Genomic DNA, 15574 nt, shown 5'->3' with positions numbered 1-15574 from the left:
ATGGGCGACACTCCTTTCGGCTTCAACCGGTCCTCCGACGACGACGGCGAGGGCGACGGCAAGCCCGGCGACCCCTTCGGCATGGGCTTCGGCCCCGGCGGCCCCGGCGGCGGCGACATGCGGCAGTTCGCGGACATGCTGCACCAGTTCGCCGACATGCTGAGCGGCATGGGCGCGGGCGGCTCCGGACCCGTCAACTGGGAGATGGTGCGCAACATCGCGCGGCACCTCGTGGTGGAGGCGGGCGACCCGTCGGTGGTGGACGCCCAGCGCCGCCAGGTCGAGGACGCGCTACGGCTGGCCGACCTGTGGCTCGACGAGGGCACCGTGCTGCCTGCGGGCGTGCGCTCGGCCAAGGCGTGGAGCCGCTCGGAGTGGCTGGAGGCGACGCTCCCGGTGTGGGAGCAGGTGGTGGATCCGATCGCCGAGCGCATGGTCAGCGCGATGGGCGGCGCGATGAACGGCCCCGGCGGGCAGATCCCGCCGGAGATGGCGGCGATGGCGGGGCCGCTGATCGGCATGGTCAAGCAGATGGCGGGGGCGATGGTCGCGGGCCAGGCCGGGCAGGCGCTCGGCACCCTGGCCAAGGAGATCATCGGTTCGGCGGACGTCGGCCTGCCGCTGGCGCCCGAGGGCGTCGCGGCGCTGCTGCCGGCGGGCGTCGACGCGTTCGCCGAGGGCCTGGAGATCCCGCTGGACGAGGTCAGGCTGTACCTGGCGCTGCGCGAGGCCGCCCACCAGCGGCTGTTCGCGCACGTGCCGTGGCTGCGGTCGGCGCTGCTGAACGCGGTCGGCGACTACGCGCGCGGCATCAGCGTCGACCTCTCGGGCCTGGAGGACAAGATCTCCGGCCTCGACCTCAGCGACCCGCAGGCGCTCCAGGAGGCGCTCGGCGGCGAGATCCAGTTGACGCCGGAGGAGACGCCCGAGCAGAAGGCGGCGCTGGCCCGGCTGGAGACGCTGCTGGCGCTGGTCGAGGGCTGGGTCGGGGTGGTCGTGGCGGCGGCGGCCGCGGGGCGGCTGCCCAGCGCGGACCGGCTGGCCGAGGCGATCCGGCGGCGCCGCGCCACCGGCGGCCCGGCCGAGCACACGTTCGCCGCGCTGGTCGGGCTCGAACTGCGGCCGCGCAGGCTGCGTGAGGCCGAGGCGCTGTGGCAGTCGGTGACGGCGCTCAAGGGCGTCGACGGCAGGGACGGCCTGTGGGCACACCCCGACCTCATCCCGACCGCCGACGACCTGGCGAACCCCGACGCGTTCCTGCACTCCTCGGACGCGGACTTCGACCTGTCCCAACTGGACGAACTTCCCCCGTCCGAAGACCAGGGCGGTGACGGCGCCGGGGGCCGTCCGGACGCGTGATCGGCGGGCTGCACGCCGACGCCGTCCGCGTCCTCAAGGGCTGGCGGGCGCCCTCACGGGCCCAGGAGGCGGTGCGGCGTGACTTCCTCGCCCATCTCGACGCGCATCCGGACGGGATGTGGCGGGAGTGCGCGGCGGGCCATCTGACGGCGAGCGCCCTCGTGTTGAGCGCGGACAGGTCGGCCGTCCTGCTGACGCTGCACGGCAAGGTCAAACTGTGGCTCCAGATGGGCGGCCACTGTGAGGCGGGCGATCCGTCGCTCGCGGAAGCGGCGCTGCGGGAGGCGACCGAGGAGTCCGGGATCGAGGGGCTCGTCCTGTCGGCGGAGCCCGTGCAGCTCGACCGGCACGCGGTGCCGTGCCATCCCGGCGGCTCGTGGCACCTGGACGTCCAGTATCTGGCGGTCGCGCCGGAGGGCGCGCGGCACACGATCAGCGACGAGTCCGACGACCTGCGCTGGTTCCCGGTGGACGCGCTGCCCGGCCTCACCGACGACGCGTTGCGGGCGCTGGTGGCGCGGGCGGCTGCCGTCGATCCGGCGGTGCTGCCGCGTCCGGGCCGCCGATAACGGCGCGGAAAGTGGCCGGGTGCGGCCACCGTCAGCCGGTGGCCTCCAGGTGCGGCGCCGCCGCCACGCCCTCCAGGTAGCCGCGGGCCCGCTCGGTCTTGGGGTAGCGGCCGACGAGGTCCCAGAAGTAGGCGTTGTGGGAGGGTTCGAGCAGGTGGGCCAGCTCGTGCACGATCACGTAGTCCACCACCCAGCTCGGCATGCCGCGCAGCATGGTGGAGATCCTGATCGACGCGTCGTCGGGGGTGCAGGAGCCCCAGCGGCTGCGCTGGTTGGCGGCCCAGCGGACGCTCCGCGGCTGGGCCCTGCCGTCCAGGTAGCGCCGGGACAGCTCCCTGGCACGGTCCAGCAGCTCACCGTCCTCGGACGGCGGCCGTGACCTGCGCTCACGGCCCTCCAGGCGTTGGAGGATGCGCGCGATCTCGTATTCCTCCTCGGCCTTGGTCAGGCGGGAGGGCAGCAGCACGATGGTCTTGTTGCCGTCGCGATAAGCCGAGACTGTTCTCCGGCGTCGGGCGCTTCGGCGGACCTCGACGTTGGGGGGCACATGCAGAACCGTAGCCGAAACTTTCCGTTTTCCCCAGGCCCCGCGTGCGGTTGACCAGGTAAAACCTGACAAACACCACGTCTCGCCCAGAACTTCTCCCCAGCATTGGGACGCCTGTCGACTAAACGTGATATAAGACACCCGACCGGGTGCGGTAAACGAATACTTACATCGGGACCGTCTGGTTGTGGCGGGAACGAAGGAGGATCGCGGAGAATGAAGCCGTGAGCGACCTACCCCTGCGCGCCGTGACGCGAACCGCCAAGCTGGCAGCCCTCCCCCTGGGCTTCGCCGGCCGCACCGCTCTGGGCCTCGGCAAAAAGACCATCGGACGCTCGGCCGAGGCCGTCGCGAACGAGATCCAGACCCGCACCGCCGAGCAGCTCTTCAAGGTCCTCGGCGAACTCAAGGGCGGGGCCATGAAGTTCGGCCAGGTCCTGTCGATCTTCGAGGCGGCGCTGCCCCCCGAGATCGCCGGGCCCTACCGCGCCACCCTCACCAAGCTCCAGGAGTCCGCGCCCCCGATGCCCGTCGCCACCGTGCACCGGGTCCTCGCCGAGAACCTCGGGCCCGACTGGCGGGAGAACTTCCGGTCCTTCAACGACAAACCGGCCGCCGCCGCGTCGATCGGGCAGGTGCACAAGGCGGTCTGGAAGGACGGGCGCGAGGTCGCCGTCAAGGTCCAGTACCCGGGCGCGGGCAAGGCGCTGATCAGCGACTTCAACCAGCTCGCCCGCGTCGGCAAGCTCGTCGGAGTGCTGTTCCCCGGCGCCGACATCCGCAGCATCCTCGACGAGCTGAAGCACCGCGTCCGCGAGGAGCTCGACTACACCGTCGAGGCCGCCTCACAGAGCGCCTTCGCCAAGGCGTACGCCGACGACCCCGACTTCCTCGTGCCCGAGGTCGTCGCCCAGTCCGGCACCGTCCTGGTCACCGAGTGGATCTACGGCATCCCCCTCGCCAAGATCATCACGGACGGCACCCAGGAGCAGCGGGACAGGGCGGGCCTGCTGTTCGCCAGGTTCCTGTTCTCCGCGCCGCCGCGCTGCGGCCACCTGCACGCCGACCCGCACCCCGGCAACTTCCGGCTGATGGAGGACGGACGGCTCGGCGTCATCGACTTCGGCGCCGTCGACAGGCTCGAAGGCGGCATGCAGGAGGAGATCGGCACCCTCATGCGGATCGGCGCGCTCGGCGACCCCGCCGAGATCGTCGCCGCCTGCCGCGCCGAGGGGATCATCCGCGACGGCGTCGAGGTGGACGCCGCGGCGCTCGCCGCGTTCATCGAACCGCTCGCCGTGCCGATGCGCGCCGACACGTTCAAGTTCAGCCGCGAGTGGCTGCGCGACCAGGCCGCCCGGGTCACCGACCTGCGGCCCGACAACGTCGTCCGCTACCTCAACCTGCCGAACGACTACGTGCTGGTGCACCGGACGATCGGCCTGGGCACCGGGGTGCTGTGCCAACTGGAGTGCGAGGGGCCCTTCCGGGCCGAGGCGATCCGGTGGGTCAAGGGGTTCGCGCCCGGCGAGCCCACCGGCGAGGACGCCGCCACCAGCGGCCCCGCCCCCGAGGACTGACCGGTCCCGGCGCCTGACCCGGCCCGCGCCGTGAGACGTCGAAGGGGCGCCCGTCGTGGTGACGGGCGCCCCTTTCCCATGATCCGCAGGGGCCGGACTTCGGCGTCCGGCCCCGGCTTCCGCGTCAGCGGGTGAGCAGGGAGCGCAGGCCGCGCAGGCGGATCCGCGCCTCCTGGCGGGTGGCGCGGCCGGTGTCGCGGGCCGCTGCCCGCAGCGCCTCGCGGCGGCTGCGCCGCACCTCGGCGGCCCACTGGAGCGCGGCGACCTCCTCCTGGAGGAGGCGTATTCGCTCATGGGCGAGTTCTTCATGAAGCAAGGTCATCTGGACTCCCGTACGGGGGGCCGGTGCCGGGCCGAAACCCGGCACCTGCCGGTCGGTGCGCCTGGCGGCGCGGAGGTCGGTGTCGTGGCCGGGATGCATCACGCGGCCACTTCGGTCTGCGCGGGGTTCTTGCGCGGACGCCCACGGGGACGCTTGCGCGCGACGATCTCGCCGCGGACGAACAGCTCGCCGCCCCAGACGCCCCACGGCTCACGCCGCTCGACGGCGCCGGCGAGGCAGCTCTTGCGGACCGGGCAGTCCACGCACAGCTCCTTGGCCAGCTCCACGTCGGCGGGCGCCTCGGCGAAGAACAGTTCCGGGTCGGTGCGGCAGGGCAGGTCGTCGATGGCCGCGAAGTTCGGCTCAAGCCCCTGGATGAGGTTCACCCTCAGTCCTCTCGTTGGATCTCAACGTCTTTGTCGTCGGGGGTTCGGGCGGCCGTTCCCTGGCGGTGTGAGCTCGCACACAAAAAAGGCCGCGGATCCGGTGCTCGGATCCGCGGCCTGAAAGCTCACACTCGGTCGGCTAGACCGGTGGCCTCCAGCTGTACGGAGCCAGTGCACCGAAGTTGTGCATACGAACGCGCGTCAGCACGGATTCGCCCTTCAGGGCGTGCGCGCCGCGCCGGACGGCTTCGCCGCCGGGCAAGGCGGGTCCGTAGCCGAACCGGTCACCTTGGGTGACCGGGAGGGCGCAGACTCCACCCGGGAAGACGGCATCGCCGATGGGTGCTTTGTTGATGCTCCACATGACGCTCGCCACCTCCTTCGATGGGTCCGGGCCCTCACCCCCGAGATCAGTGATCTTCGGGCGCGGGCCGTTCTTCAGTGCTGCGAAGAGCCTACGAGACTTCGCCGAAACTCTTCAACCTATTTTTGAGCTGGGGTTTTGTGCTTTTCCTCGACGGATGCGCCGCCTGATGCCTCAGAGGTCGCTGACGCGGACCAGGCCCTCCTGGGCAACGCTGACCACGAGGTCGCCCGTCTGGGTGAACACCTGGCCGCGCGCGAAGCCCCGCGCCCCGCTGGCCGACGGCGTCTCCTGGACGTACAGGAGCCACTCGTCGGCGCGGAACGGCCGGTGGAACCACATCGCGTGGTCCAGGCTCGCGCCGACGGTCCGGTTGTCGCCCCAGGCCAGGCCGTGGTTGAGGAGCACGGTGTCCAGCAGCGTCATGTCCGAGGCGTACGTCATGAGGCAGACGTGCAGGGTGGGATCGTCCGGCAGCTTGTCGACCGTCTTCAGCCAGACGATCGACTCCGGGGTGGCCAGTTCCGGCTTGCCCTTGGCCTCCCAGGTGAGCGGGGTGGCATGCCGCAGGTCGAACGGACGGTGCGCCTGCCACTGCTCGGCCACCTTCCGGCCGAACAGCTTCTCGAACCGCTCAAACCCCGTCGCGAGCGTCTCGGGCGCGGGCACGTCCGGCATCGGCGCGTGGTGGTCGGGGCCCGTCTCGGGCACCTGGAAGCTCGCCGACAGCGTGAAGATCGCCTTGCCGTGCTGGACGGCGACGACCCGGCGGGTCGAGAACGACCTGCCGTCCCGCACCCTGTCCACCGTGTAGACGATGGGGACGAGCGGATCGCCCGGCCGGATGAAGTAGGCGTGCAGCGAGTGCACCTGCCTGGCCACCGGGACCGTACGGGTCGCCGCGACCAGCGCCTGGCCCGCGACCTGGCCGCCGAACACCCGCTGCTGGCGGTCGTCGGGGCTGTTGCCGCGGAAGATGTCGTCCTCGATCTGCTCAAGGTCGAGGATGTCCAGCAGGTTCTTCAAAGCGGTGTTCACCCGGCCAGTGTGGCAAACCCCGCGGCGGGCCTCGCGCTCAAGGGGGCGCGACGTAGATCTCACCCGGCGTCTCGCCCCGGCAGAGCGCCAGCACGGCGCCCTCGTAGCGCTCCAGCTTCACCGCCCCGACACCCCCGATCGCGGCGAGTTCCGCCCGGTTCGCGGGCTTGCGCTCGGCGATCGCCTGGAGCGTGGCGTCGGTGAACACCACGTACGCCGGGACCCGCTGGACCTCGGCGGCATCCGCCCGCCACTCCTTCAGCGCTTCCAGCAGCGCCTCGTCCACCTCGGCCGGGCACGTCTCGCAGCGGCCCAGCTTCTTCTCCACCGCGCGCAGCAGCGACCTGCCGCAGACCCGGCAGGGCTGCGGGCCGCGCGCGCGGACGAGCTTGGCCGGGCGCTCCATCCGGGGCGGCAGCGGGGTGGCCGAGCCGGGCGCGACGCCGTCCAGGAAACGGCTGATGCCGCGCGTCGCGCGCTGGCCCGGCGAGCGGGCCGCCGCCCAGGACAGGAACAGGTGCTCGCGAGCGCGGGTGATGCCCACGTACAGCAGCCGCCGCTCCTCCTCGACCTGCTCGGGCGTCTCGGCGTAGACGATCGGCAGGGTGCCGTCCGCGAGCCCGGCGAGGAACACCGCGTCCCACTCCAGGCCCTTGGCGGCGTGCAGGGAGGCGAGGGTCACACCCTCCAGGGGCGGGGCGTGCTGGGCGGCGGCCCGCTCCTCCAGCTCGGCGACGAACCGGGCCAGGCCCGCCTCCGGCTCGGCGATCGCCATGTCCTCGGCGAGCTGGGCCAGCGCCGCCAGCGACTCCCACTTCTCCCGGACGGGGCCGCGCCCCTCCGGCGGCCGGTCGGTGAACCCGCATCCGGCCAGCACCGCGCGGACCTGCCTGATCAACCCGAGGCCGTCGAGTTCGGCGTCGCCGCCGGAGCGGGCCGCGCCGCGCAGCCGCACCACCGCCTCGCGGACGGCGGGCCGCTCGAAGAACCGCTCGGCGCCGCGCAGCACGTACGGCACCCCCGCGTCGGCGAACGCCTGCTCGAACGCCTCGGACTGGGCGTTGATCCGGAACAGCACGGCGATCTCGCGGGCCGGGACGCCCGCCTCGACCAGCTTGGCGGCCCGGCGCGCCACGTCCTGCGCCTCGTCGAGCTCGTTGTCGTGCCCGGTGAACACCGGGACGGGCCCGGCCGGGCGCTGGGCCAGCAGCTCCAGCCTTCCCGGCGCGTCCTTCAGCACCTCGTTGGCCAGGCCCACGACCTGGGGCGTGGACCGGTAGTCGCGGACCAGCTTCACCACGACCGCCTCGGGGAACTCGCGGGTGAAGCCGAGCAGGTAGTCGGGGGTGGCGCCGGTGAAGGAGTAGATGGTCTGGCTGGGGTCGCCCACCACGCACAGCTCGCGGCGGTCGCCCAGCCACTGGGCCAGCAGCAGCTTCTGCAGCGGGTTGACGTCCTGGTACTCGTCCACGACGAACGCGCGGTACTGGCCCCTGACCTCGCGCTGCATCTCGGGGAACTCCGCCAGCATCGCCGCGGTGAGCTCCAGCATGCCCTCGAAGTCGAGGAGGTTGCGCTCGCGCCGCAGCTCCTCGTACATCACGTAGAGCCGGGCGATGTCCACAACGTCGCCGCCGGGGCGGCGGACGCTCTTCGCGACGGCCGCCGGGTAGTCCTCCGGGCGGGTCTGGGTGACCTTGGCCCACTCGATCTCGCCCGCCGCCTCGCGCAGCTCGGTGCGGCCCAGCGACAGCCCGCAGGCCCGCGCCGCGTCGCCCAGCAGCGCGAACTTGGACTCGATCAGGCGCGGCGGCTCGCCCCCGACCAGGCGCGGCCAGAAGTAGAGCAGCTGCTTGTAGGCGGCGGCGTGGAAGGTGCGGGCCTGGACGCCCGGCGCGCCGAGCGCCCGCAGCCTGCCGCGCAGCTCCCCGGCGGCGCGTGCGGTGAACGTCACGGCGAGCACGTTCTGCGGCTGCAGGGCGCCGGTGAGCACGGCGTAGGCGATCCGGTGGGTGATCGCCCTCGTCTTGCCGGTGCCCGCGCCCGCCAGCACGCACACCGGCCCGCGGACGGCCTCGGCGACCGCCCGCTGCTCGGGGTCGAGCCCTTCCAGCACCCGTCGCGCGTCCATGGGCCCCATCCTCGCAGCACCGACCGACAGAACGGGTCGGCCTGTGGATAACTTTCCGCGGTGGTCGCCGCGCGGGTGTTGAATCGGAAACGGCGCACGAGCGCGAGACGGGAAAGGGGGGTGAGCGGTGTGATCACACCGGAGGAGCTGGCGCGGCGGCTGGGCCTGCCGGAGCCGACGGACGAGCAGGCGGCGGTGATCCGGGCGCCGCTCGGCCCGCTCGCGGTGGTCGCCGGGGCCGGGTCCGGAAAGTCCGAGACGATGGCGGCGCGGGTGGTGTGGCTCGTCGCCAACCGGCTGGTGCGGCCCGAACGCGTCCTCGGGCTCACCTTCACCCGCAAGGCCGCCGCGGAGCTCGCGGCGCGCGTCCGCAAACGGCTCGACGGGCTGCGCGAGCACCCCGATCTTGTGGAACCGGAGATCCTCGACGGCGAACCGACCGTGTCCACCTACCACTCCTACGCGGCCCGGCTGTTCGGCGACCACGCGCTGCGCGACGGCCTGGAACCCACACTGCGGCTGATCTCCCCGGCCGTCGCGTGGCAGATCGCCACCCGTGTCGTCGACGCGCACGACGGCCCGATGGACCGGATCGACTGGACGCCCGACACCGTCACCAGGGCCGTCATCGAGCTGTCCGGCGATCTGGCCGAGCACCTGCGCGGCCCAGCGGACGTGCGGGCGGTGGGGGAGTGGCTCGGCGAGCGGTTCGCGGCGCTCGCCAAGCCGCTGGCGAAGCAGCGCGAGGTGCTGGCCAAGCAGGAGACGCGTGAGCAGCTACTCCCGCTGATCGAGGAGTACGCGCGGGCCAAGGCGCGCCGTGAGGTGATCGACCACGGCGACCAGATGTCCTTCGCCGCCCGGATCGCCGCCCGCCACCCCGAGGTGGGCGCGATCGAGCGCTCCCGCTACCCGGTGGTGCTGCTCGACGAGTACCAGGACACCGGGCACGCCCAGCTCGTCCTGCTCAGATCGCTGTTCGGCGGCGGCCACCCCGTCACCGCCGTCGGCGACCCCTGCCAGTCGATCTACGGCTGGCGCGGCGCGTCGGCGGGCAACCTGCTGGGGTTCCCGCGCGACTTCCCCGGCCCCGGCGGGCGCGAGGCGCCGATGCGGGAGCTGACGCGCAGCTTCCGCAACGGCGAGCGCATCCTGGGCGCCGCCGCGCGGGTGCAGGCCGAGCTGCGCGCGGAGATGCGGCGGGTGTCGCCGCTGCGGCCCGGCGCCGGGCGGATCGGCAGGGGCAGGGTCGAATGCGCCCTGCTGGAGACGGTCCAGGACGAGGCCGAGCGGATCGCCGAGCGGATCGCGGCCCTGCTCGGCACCGAGGACCCGGAGACGGGTGAGCGCCTGCGGCCCTCGGACATCGCGATCCTCGCCCGCAAACGTGTGCAGTTCCCGCTGCTCCGCCAGCGGCTCGTCGAGCGGGACATCAAGGTCGAGGTGGTCGGGCTCGGCGGGCTGCTGTCGGTACCGGAGGTGCAGGACGTCGTGGCGACCCTGCGCGTCATGCAGGACCCCACGGCGGGGGCGTCGCTGGCCCGGCTGCTCACCGGGCCGCGCTGGCGGATCGGCCCACGCGACCTGGTGGCGCTCGGCCGCCGCGCCCGGGATCTGGCCCGCGAGGCGCGGCGCGACATCACCCGCGAGGACGTCCCCGAGCCCGAGGCGCCGCCGCCGGAGGCCGATCCGCTGGCCCAGCTCGTCCGGGAGCTCGGCGAGGAGCAGGGCAGCCTGGTCGACGCGCTGGACGACCCCGGCCCCACGGAGTCCTACTCGTCCGACGGGCTGCGGCGGCTGCTGCGGCTGCGCGACGAGCTGCGTTACCTCCGGCGCCAGATCCACCTGCCGCTCCCGGATCTGGTGGCGGAGATCGAGCGGGTGCTCGGCCTCGACATCGAGGTGGCGGCCCGCTCCGGCCTCGACCCCGTCACCGCGCGGGCCGATCTCGACGCGTTCGTGGACGCCGCCGCCGCGTTCGCGGGCGACAACGAGAACCCGACGGCGGGCGCGTTCCTCGCCTACCTGGCCGCCGCCGAGTCCGAGGAGTTCGGCCTGGAGGCGGGCCGGGTGAGCGAGGCCGAGAGCGTCAAGCTGCTCACGGTGCACGCCTCCAAGGGGCTGGAGTGGCCCGTCGTGTTCGTCCCCGGCCTCGCCTTCACGCCGCAGAAGAGCGGGGCGCCGGGCAAGGGCTCGGTCTTCCCCACGCCGCCCGCCAACCCCACCCGCTGGACGGCCAACCCGCGTCTCATCCCGTTCCCGCTGCGCGGCGACCGCGCCGACCTGCCCGCGCTGCCCGGGCTGGCGAAGGAGGAGCTTGCCGCGTTCGAGGAGGCGTGCGCCGAACGGGACTTCCGCGAGGAGCGGCGGCTCGCCTACGTCGCGGTGACCAGGGCGAGCGAGCTGCTCGTCGCCACCGGCTACCGCTGGGGCTCCTCGGCCAAGCCGCTCGGCGCGTCGCCGTTCCTCACCGAGATCAGGGAGGAGGCCGACACGGTGTGGGAGTGGGCGCCCGAGCCCGCCGAGGACGCGCACAACCCGCTGCTCGCCGAACCCAAGACCGGGAGCTGGCCCGCGCCGCCGCTGGGCGAGGGCCCGTTGGTGGAGGGCGCGCGGCTCGTCCGTGACGCGATGGTGGGGCGGCCCGCGCCCTGGGCGTCCACGGAGGGGCTGGAGGCCGGGCGGCGGGCCAGGCTCGGCGCGTGGGCCCGTGACGTGGAGCTGCTGCTGGCCGAGCGCGACAAGGGGCGCGGGGCCAACGGCCTCACCGTGGAGCTGCCGGACAAGCTCACGGTGACGTCGCTGGTGGCGCTCGCCGCCGATCCGGCCGAGCTCGCGGCGCGCATCCGCCGTCCGATGCCGCAGCCGCCCGCGCCGTTCGCCAGGCGCGGCACGTCGTTCCACCGCTGGCTGGAGACGCGCTGGGGCCAGCAGCGCCTCATCGACCCCGACGACCTCTTCGGCGCCGCCGACGACGACGCCGAGGACGCGGCGCTGGACGGCGACGCCCGCCTGGAGCTGCTCAAGACCCGGTTCGAGGAGTCGGAGTGGGCCGAACGGGAGCCCGTGGACATCGAGATCCCGTTCGAGACCCGCATCGGCGACCGGCTCGTCCGGGGCCGGATGGACGCCGTCTTCCGCACCGAGGACGGCTACGAGGTCGTCGACTGGAAGACGGGCTCGCCGCCACCGCCCGAGGCCCGCGCCCACCTGTCCGTCCAGCTCGCCGCCTACCGCCTCGCCTGGGCCGCCCTCGCCGACGTCCCCCTCGACCGCGTCTCCGCCGCCTTCCACTACGTCCGCGCCAACGTCACCCTCCGCCCCACCGACCTCCCCGACGCCACCGCCCTCGCCACCCTCTTCACCGCCCTCCCCCAAACCCCCACCTGACCACCGCACCCCAACGACCAGGGCCTCCCGCCGGGCCGTACACAGCTCGCCCATGAGGCTCCCGCTACGCATGCCTTCCGCGGACGCCGCCCGATGACGCACCGCGCCTGTCGGCTGCCGCCCGTACGGTGTTTCGCCGGTGGGGAAGGGGCGGTTTGGGGTGGGGGAGGGGGTTTGGGTGGGGTGATCCTGATCACGCGGGTAGCTTTCGGAGGGGGGTTCGGGGCATATTCCTCTGAACAGCGATCCGGGAGGCGGCGTGACGGTGACGGGCGAGGAAACGGCGGCGGCGACCGTACGGGAGTTCTGCGGGTTCGCCGAGCCGGAGCTCGACCTTGAGGACGTCTGCCTTGAGGTGCGGGCGGGCGCCGCCGACGTGGCGCGCACGCTGGCCCGGCGGGTCAGGCACATCACGGCGCTGGACGAGGCCGCCGACGCGCTGCTCACGGGCAAGCGCAAGGCCGACCGCGAGGCGCTCACCAACATCACGTTCCAGCGGGGCGACGCGGCGGCGCTGCCCTACCTGGACCGGACGTTCACGCTGCTGCTCTGCCACGACGCGCTCAGCACCGCGATCGACCCCGGCGCGGTGCTGCGGGAGCTCGTCCGGGTCGCGCGGCCGGGCGCGGGCATCGTCGTCTCCGACCCCGGCCTCACCGAGGCCGACCTGCGCGCGCTCGTGCTCGCCACGGGCGCCGAGATCAAGCGCTCCGCGACGTCCCTTTCGCGGGCGTTCGTCCACGCGACCGCGCCGTAGAGTTCGAACGTACTGTTGAAAGGACGAACCCGTGTTCGATAACCTCTCGAACGTGGGTTCTACCGAGACCTCCCCGCTCACGCAGGAGAGCCCTGCCGCGCTCGCGCTGCGCATCGGCGTCGTCGCCGCCGAACGCGCCCTGAGCACGCTCCTGCACAACGTCGACTTCGAGCAGGCCGCCGAAGAGGGCTACGACCTGCGCGGCTTCATCTCCGCCGAGGACTGGCCGGTCTTCTCCCTCGTCCTCGACACCCTCGCCGCCCCCGCCCCCGGCGACCCCCGCCCCCTGGAGGAACGCCGCTCCCAGGCCCTCATCGACCTGGCCCGCCTCTGCCGAGCCGCCCGAACCTCCTCCCTCGTCGCCTGACAAACAGCCCCCGCCCCCCGCCCGCCCCACCACGGCCGAGGAGGCGCCGCAGAGCCGCTGACGGGCGCGCTGGCCACCCTTACGCACGACCCGCGTGCACAGGGCCTCCGCCGGGACGTCAGCGAGCGGCACGTCCAGCCCCGACCGTCCCGTCAGGAGAAGGCGACGGACGTCGCGGCGCGAGATCCGCCCGGCCGACCCGTGCGCCGCTGCGCCTGAGGGCACCGGCGTAGGCGCCGTGTTCGGGTTCGCGCGCGACGGCGTCGTGGCATGGGGTCCGCCCGGCCCCGAGCGCTGCCGCAGGTTGTGCCTGAGGGCACCGGTGCGGGCGTCGTGGGGAGTTCGGTGGTTGCGCTGCGACGGACGTCACGGCGCGAGATCCGGCCGGGCTGCCCCGAACGCCGGGGTGGGCTCGGCCTGAGGGCGCTGGCGTAGGTGCTGTGGAGTGGGGGTTAGAGGGCGGCGGGGGTTCGGGGTGGGGTGCCTCGGCGGATCTGGTCGCGGGGGACGTTGGTGCGGATGGCGGCTTCGAGGCGGGCCAGGTTGCGGACGGGGGACTTGAGGGTGAAGGTGGTGTTGTCTTCCAGGTGGAGGATGACGCGCTTGCCCGGGGTGAGGTAGGCGAGCTTCACCGAGGTCCAGGGGACGGGCTGGAGGCCGGACTCGGTGGCGTGGACCAGGCCGTCGTCGAAGAGGACGACGGAGGAGACGGCGAGGGCGCGGCGGCGCGCGAGCTGGACGCCCGCGTGGGCGAGCAGCGCGAGCAGCAGCACCGCCCACGCGGCGGCCACGGCCGGGTGCAGGGTGGGCGCGAAGGCGGCGCCGACCGCGAGCACCGCGACGCCGAGCAGGTCCACGCCGATCAGGAGCAGCAGGGTGCGGCGGCGCGGATCCTCCTCGTCGGCGACGGGTTCGCCCAGCTCGGCGCCCGCCTCCAACACGTCCTCGGGGAACGGCGCGGCCGACTCCGCGGGACTCGCCTCCGCGTTCGCCGTGCTCGCCTCGGACTCGGGGGTGGCTGCCTCGCTGACCTCGCTCATGCCCTCTGATCTACCGCAAGTGACGGCAAAGCGCCACCGGATCACCCATCCTTGTCACCCATCGCTGAGCGCGCCGTGCCTGACCTTTCCGGTGGTGGTCCGTGGAAGTTCCGTGACAAGACGCACATCCCGCGGCACCTTGTAGCGGGCGAGTTCGGCCTTGACGTACCCCTTGATCTCCTCGACGGTCAGCGAGACGCCGGGCGCGGGCACCACCCAGGCGGCGAGGCGCTGCCCGAACTCCTCGTCCGGCACACCCCTGACGGCGGCCTCCGCGACGCCCGGATGGGCCTCAAGGACGTCTTCGACCTCACCGGGGAACACGTTCTCCCCGCCGGAGACGATCATGTCGTCGGCCCGGCCGTCGATGAACAGGCGGCCTTCGGCGTCGAGGTGGCCGAGGTCGCCGGTGCTGACGAGGCCGTCGACGTGGTCCTTGCCGCCGCCTCCGGTGTAGCCGTGGAAGTCCAGCCCGGCGTTCAGGTAGAGGGTGCCGATCTCGCCGGGCGGCACCTCGTGGCCGTCCGGGCCGAGGAGGCGGGCCCGGACGCCGAGCGTGGGCCGTCCGACGGTGCCGGGCGCGGCCCGCAGGTCGGCGGGGGTGGCGATGGCGGCCCACCCGGTCTCGCTGGCCCCGTAGGCGTTGTAGAGGACGTCGCCGAACGCGTTGAGGAAGCGGCGGGCGAGGCTGGGGTGCAGGGCCGCGCCGCCGCTCAGGACGACGCGCAGCGCGGCCGGGCGGCGCCGCCGCTGGGGCGCGTCGAGGAGCCGCTGGAGCATGAGGGGCACCGCGACGAGCACGCCGACGCCGCGCCGGTCGAGGGTCTTGAGCACGTCGGCGGGGTCGAACCTGCGGCGCAGCACGAGCGGCGAGCCTAGGGCGAGCGCGACGGTGAGGTAGGTGAAGCCGAGCCCGTGGAAGAGGGGCGGCGCGACGAGGATGGGCTCGCCTGAGCGCAGCGGCACCCGCAGCAGGTGGCCGAATCCCTGGCTGAGCAGGGCCGCGGCGCCGATCTTGTGCGCGGCGCCCTTGGGCGGCCCGGTCGTCCCGGACGTGAGCAGCACGATCCGTCCGGTCCGTTCGGTGACGAGCGGTTCTGCCGGGGTTTCGGCGAGGTCGTCGAGTGTCGTCCCGGAAGCGGGGCCTTCGTGCCAGGCGGTGATCGTGGCGCCGGTGTACCCGGAGGTGGCGACGGCGTCGGTGAACTCGGCGTCGTGCACGAGGACGCCGACCCGTTCGGCGGCTAGGACCCGGCCGAGCTGCGGCCCGGAGAAGTCGGTGTTCAGGAGCACGACGTCGTGGCCGAGCCGGGATCCGGCGAGCACGGCCTCGACGAAGCCCCGGTGGTTGCGGCACAGGACGCCGACGCTCGCGCCGGGTTCCAGGAGGTCGCGCAGGGCTGTCGCCTGGGCGGCGGAGCGCTCTTCGAGCTCGCCGAAGGTGATCGCGCCCCGGTCGTCCACGACGGCGATCCTGGCGGGGAAGCGCAGCGCGGCGGCGGCCCCGGCGAGCGCGGGGGTCGCGCCGAACCTCGCGGCCTGGAGGGGCAGCCGGGCGAGGTTGCGCGGCCCGACGGGGTGGAGCAGCCCGCTGTCACGGACGAGGCGCGCGGTGCCGACGACGAGGTCGAGCGCCTCGCGGAGGGTGGGCTCCTCGGTGAACGGCAGGGCGAACGGACGGAACTGTGCGAACACGGATCGGTCCCTCGGTAGACGATGTCTCC

At 73.4% G+C, this 15574-nt stretch carries 13 protein-coding genes; 6 read left to right on the top strand and 7 right to left on the bottom strand.

Features of this window, described 5'->3' with window-relative positions; all coding sequences use genetic code 11:
* Together LO762_RS02650 and LO762_RS02645 are read left to right on the top strand one after the other, a co-directional pair.
* Nucleotides 1-1359 (top strand): zinc-dependent metalloprotease, encoded by a 1359-nt coding sequence (locus tag LO762_RS02650; protein WP_230612051.1) that lies wholly within the window; start codon nucleotides 1-3, stop codon nucleotides 1357-1359.
* A complete protein-coding gene (locus LO762_RS02645) occupies nucleotides 1356-1928 on the top strand; it encodes an NUDIX hydrolase (protein WP_230612050.1) in 573 nt (190 codons plus the stop codon). The genes LO762_RS02650 and LO762_RS02645 overlap by 4 nt, the downstream gene beginning before the upstream one ends.
* Before the next feature lie 31 nt (nucleotides 1929-1959).
* Here the strand turns inward: LO762_RS02645 and LO762_RS02640 are convergent, their stop codons facing one another.
* Entirely contained in the window at nucleotides 1960-2475 is a 516-nt protein-coding gene (locus tag LO762_RS02640) for a M48 family metallopeptidase (protein ID WP_230612049.1), read from the bottom strand.
* A 224-nt stretch (nucleotides 2476-2699) separates the two neighbouring features.
* Between LO762_RS02640 and LO762_RS02635 the strand changes: the two genes are divergently transcribed.
* The gene (locus LO762_RS02635) at nucleotides 2700-4055 is read left to right on the top strand and encodes an AarF/ABC1/UbiB kinase family protein (protein ID WP_230612048.1); all 1356 of its coding nucleotides are present in this window, start codon (nucleotides 2700-2702) and stop codon (nucleotides 4053-4055) included.
* A 124-nt stretch (nucleotides 4056-4179) separates the two neighbouring features.
* On the opposite strand, the gene LO762_RS02630 is transcribed toward LO762_RS02635, so the two are convergent.
* The 4 genes from LO762_RS02630 to LO762_RS02615 form a co-directional block, all read right to left on the bottom strand.
* On the bottom strand, nucleotides 4180-4377 hold the full coding sequence (locus tag LO762_RS02630; protein ID WP_230612047.1) for a hypothetical protein: 198 nt from the start codon (nucleotides 4375-4377) through the stop codon (nucleotides 4180-4182).
* 98 nt (nucleotides 4378-4475) lie between these two features.
* A complete protein-coding gene (locus LO762_RS02625) occupies nucleotides 4476-4754 on the bottom strand; it encodes a WhiB family transcriptional regulator (protein WP_374201529.1) in 279 nt (92 codons plus the stop codon).
* Between the two features lie 547 nt (nucleotides 4755-5301).
* Nucleotides 5302-6165: an acyl-CoA thioesterase II gene (gene tesB, locus LO762_RS02620; protein WP_230612045.1), complete on the bottom strand. Its 864-nt coding sequence runs from the start codon at nucleotides 6163-6165 to the stop codon at nucleotides 5302-5304.
* A gap of 37 nt (nucleotides 6166-6202) precedes the next feature.
* Nucleotides 6203-8296 (bottom strand): ATP-dependent helicase, encoded by a 2094-nt coding sequence (locus tag LO762_RS02615; protein WP_230612044.1) that lies wholly within the window; start codon nucleotides 8294-8296, stop codon nucleotides 6203-6205.
* Nucleotides 8297-8425: 129 nt separating this feature from the next.
* Between LO762_RS02615 and LO762_RS02610 the strand changes: the two genes are divergently transcribed.
* The 3 genes from LO762_RS02610 (at nucleotide 8426) to LO762_RS02600 (ending at nucleotide 12810) form a co-directional block, all read left to right on the top strand.
* Nucleotides 8426-11686, top strand: a complete 3261-nt coding sequence (locus LO762_RS02610; RefSeq protein ID WP_230612825.1) for an ATP-dependent DNA helicase — start codon at nucleotides 8426-8428, stop codon at nucleotides 11684-11686.
* A 265-nt stretch (nucleotides 11687-11951) separates the two neighbouring features.
* Entirely contained in the window at nucleotides 11952-12443 is a 492-nt protein-coding gene (locus LO762_RS02605; RefSeq protein WP_230612043.1) for a class I SAM-dependent methyltransferase, read from the top strand.
* 52 nt (nucleotides 12444-12495) lie between these two features.
* The gene (locus LO762_RS02600; protein WP_230612042.1) at nucleotides 12496-12810 is read left to right on the top strand and encodes a hypothetical protein; all 315 of its coding nucleotides are present in this window, start codon (nucleotides 12496-12498) and stop codon (nucleotides 12808-12810) included.
* A gap of 452 nt (nucleotides 12811-13262) precedes the next feature.
* On the opposite strand, the gene LO762_RS02595 is transcribed toward LO762_RS02600, so the two are convergent.
* A complete protein-coding gene (locus LO762_RS02595) occupies nucleotides 13263-13850 on the bottom strand; it encodes a hypothetical protein (protein ID WP_230612041.1) in 588 nt (195 codons plus the stop codon).
* 54 nt (nucleotides 13851-13904) lie between these two features.
* Nucleotides 13905-15545, bottom strand: coding sequence for an AMP-binding protein (locus LO762_RS02590; RefSeq protein WP_230612040.1), 1641 nt, complete (start codon nucleotides 15543-15545; stop codon nucleotides 13905-13907).
* Nucleotides 15546-15574 lie beyond the last annotated feature (29 nt).

The sequence above is a fragment of the Actinocorallia sp. API 0066 genome, from assembly GCF_020991275.1.
Taxonomy (GTDB): domain Bacteria; phylum Actinomycetota; class Actinomycetes; order Streptosporangiales; family Streptosporangiaceae; genus Actinocorallia.
This window is presented reverse-complemented; position numbering and strand designations above follow the sequence as displayed.

Bases quoted from the DNA above. Each gene is read 5' to 3' on its own strand.
- LO762_RS02650 (WP_230612051.1), top strand. From the start codon at position 1: ATGGGCGACACTCCTTTCGGCTTCAACCGGTCCTCCGACGACGACGGC.
- LO762_RS02630 (WP_230612047.1), bottom strand. From the start codon at position 4,377: ATGACCTTGCTTCATGAAGAACTCGCCCATGAGCGAATACGCCTCCTC.
- LO762_RS02615 (WP_230612044.1), bottom strand. From the start codon at position 8,296: ATGGACGCGCGACGGGTGCTGGAAGGGCTCGACCCCGAGCAGCGGGCG.
- LO762_RS02595 (WP_230612041.1), bottom strand. From the start codon at position 13,850: ATGAGCGAGGTCAGCGAGGCAGCCACCCCCGAGTCCGAGGCGAGCACG.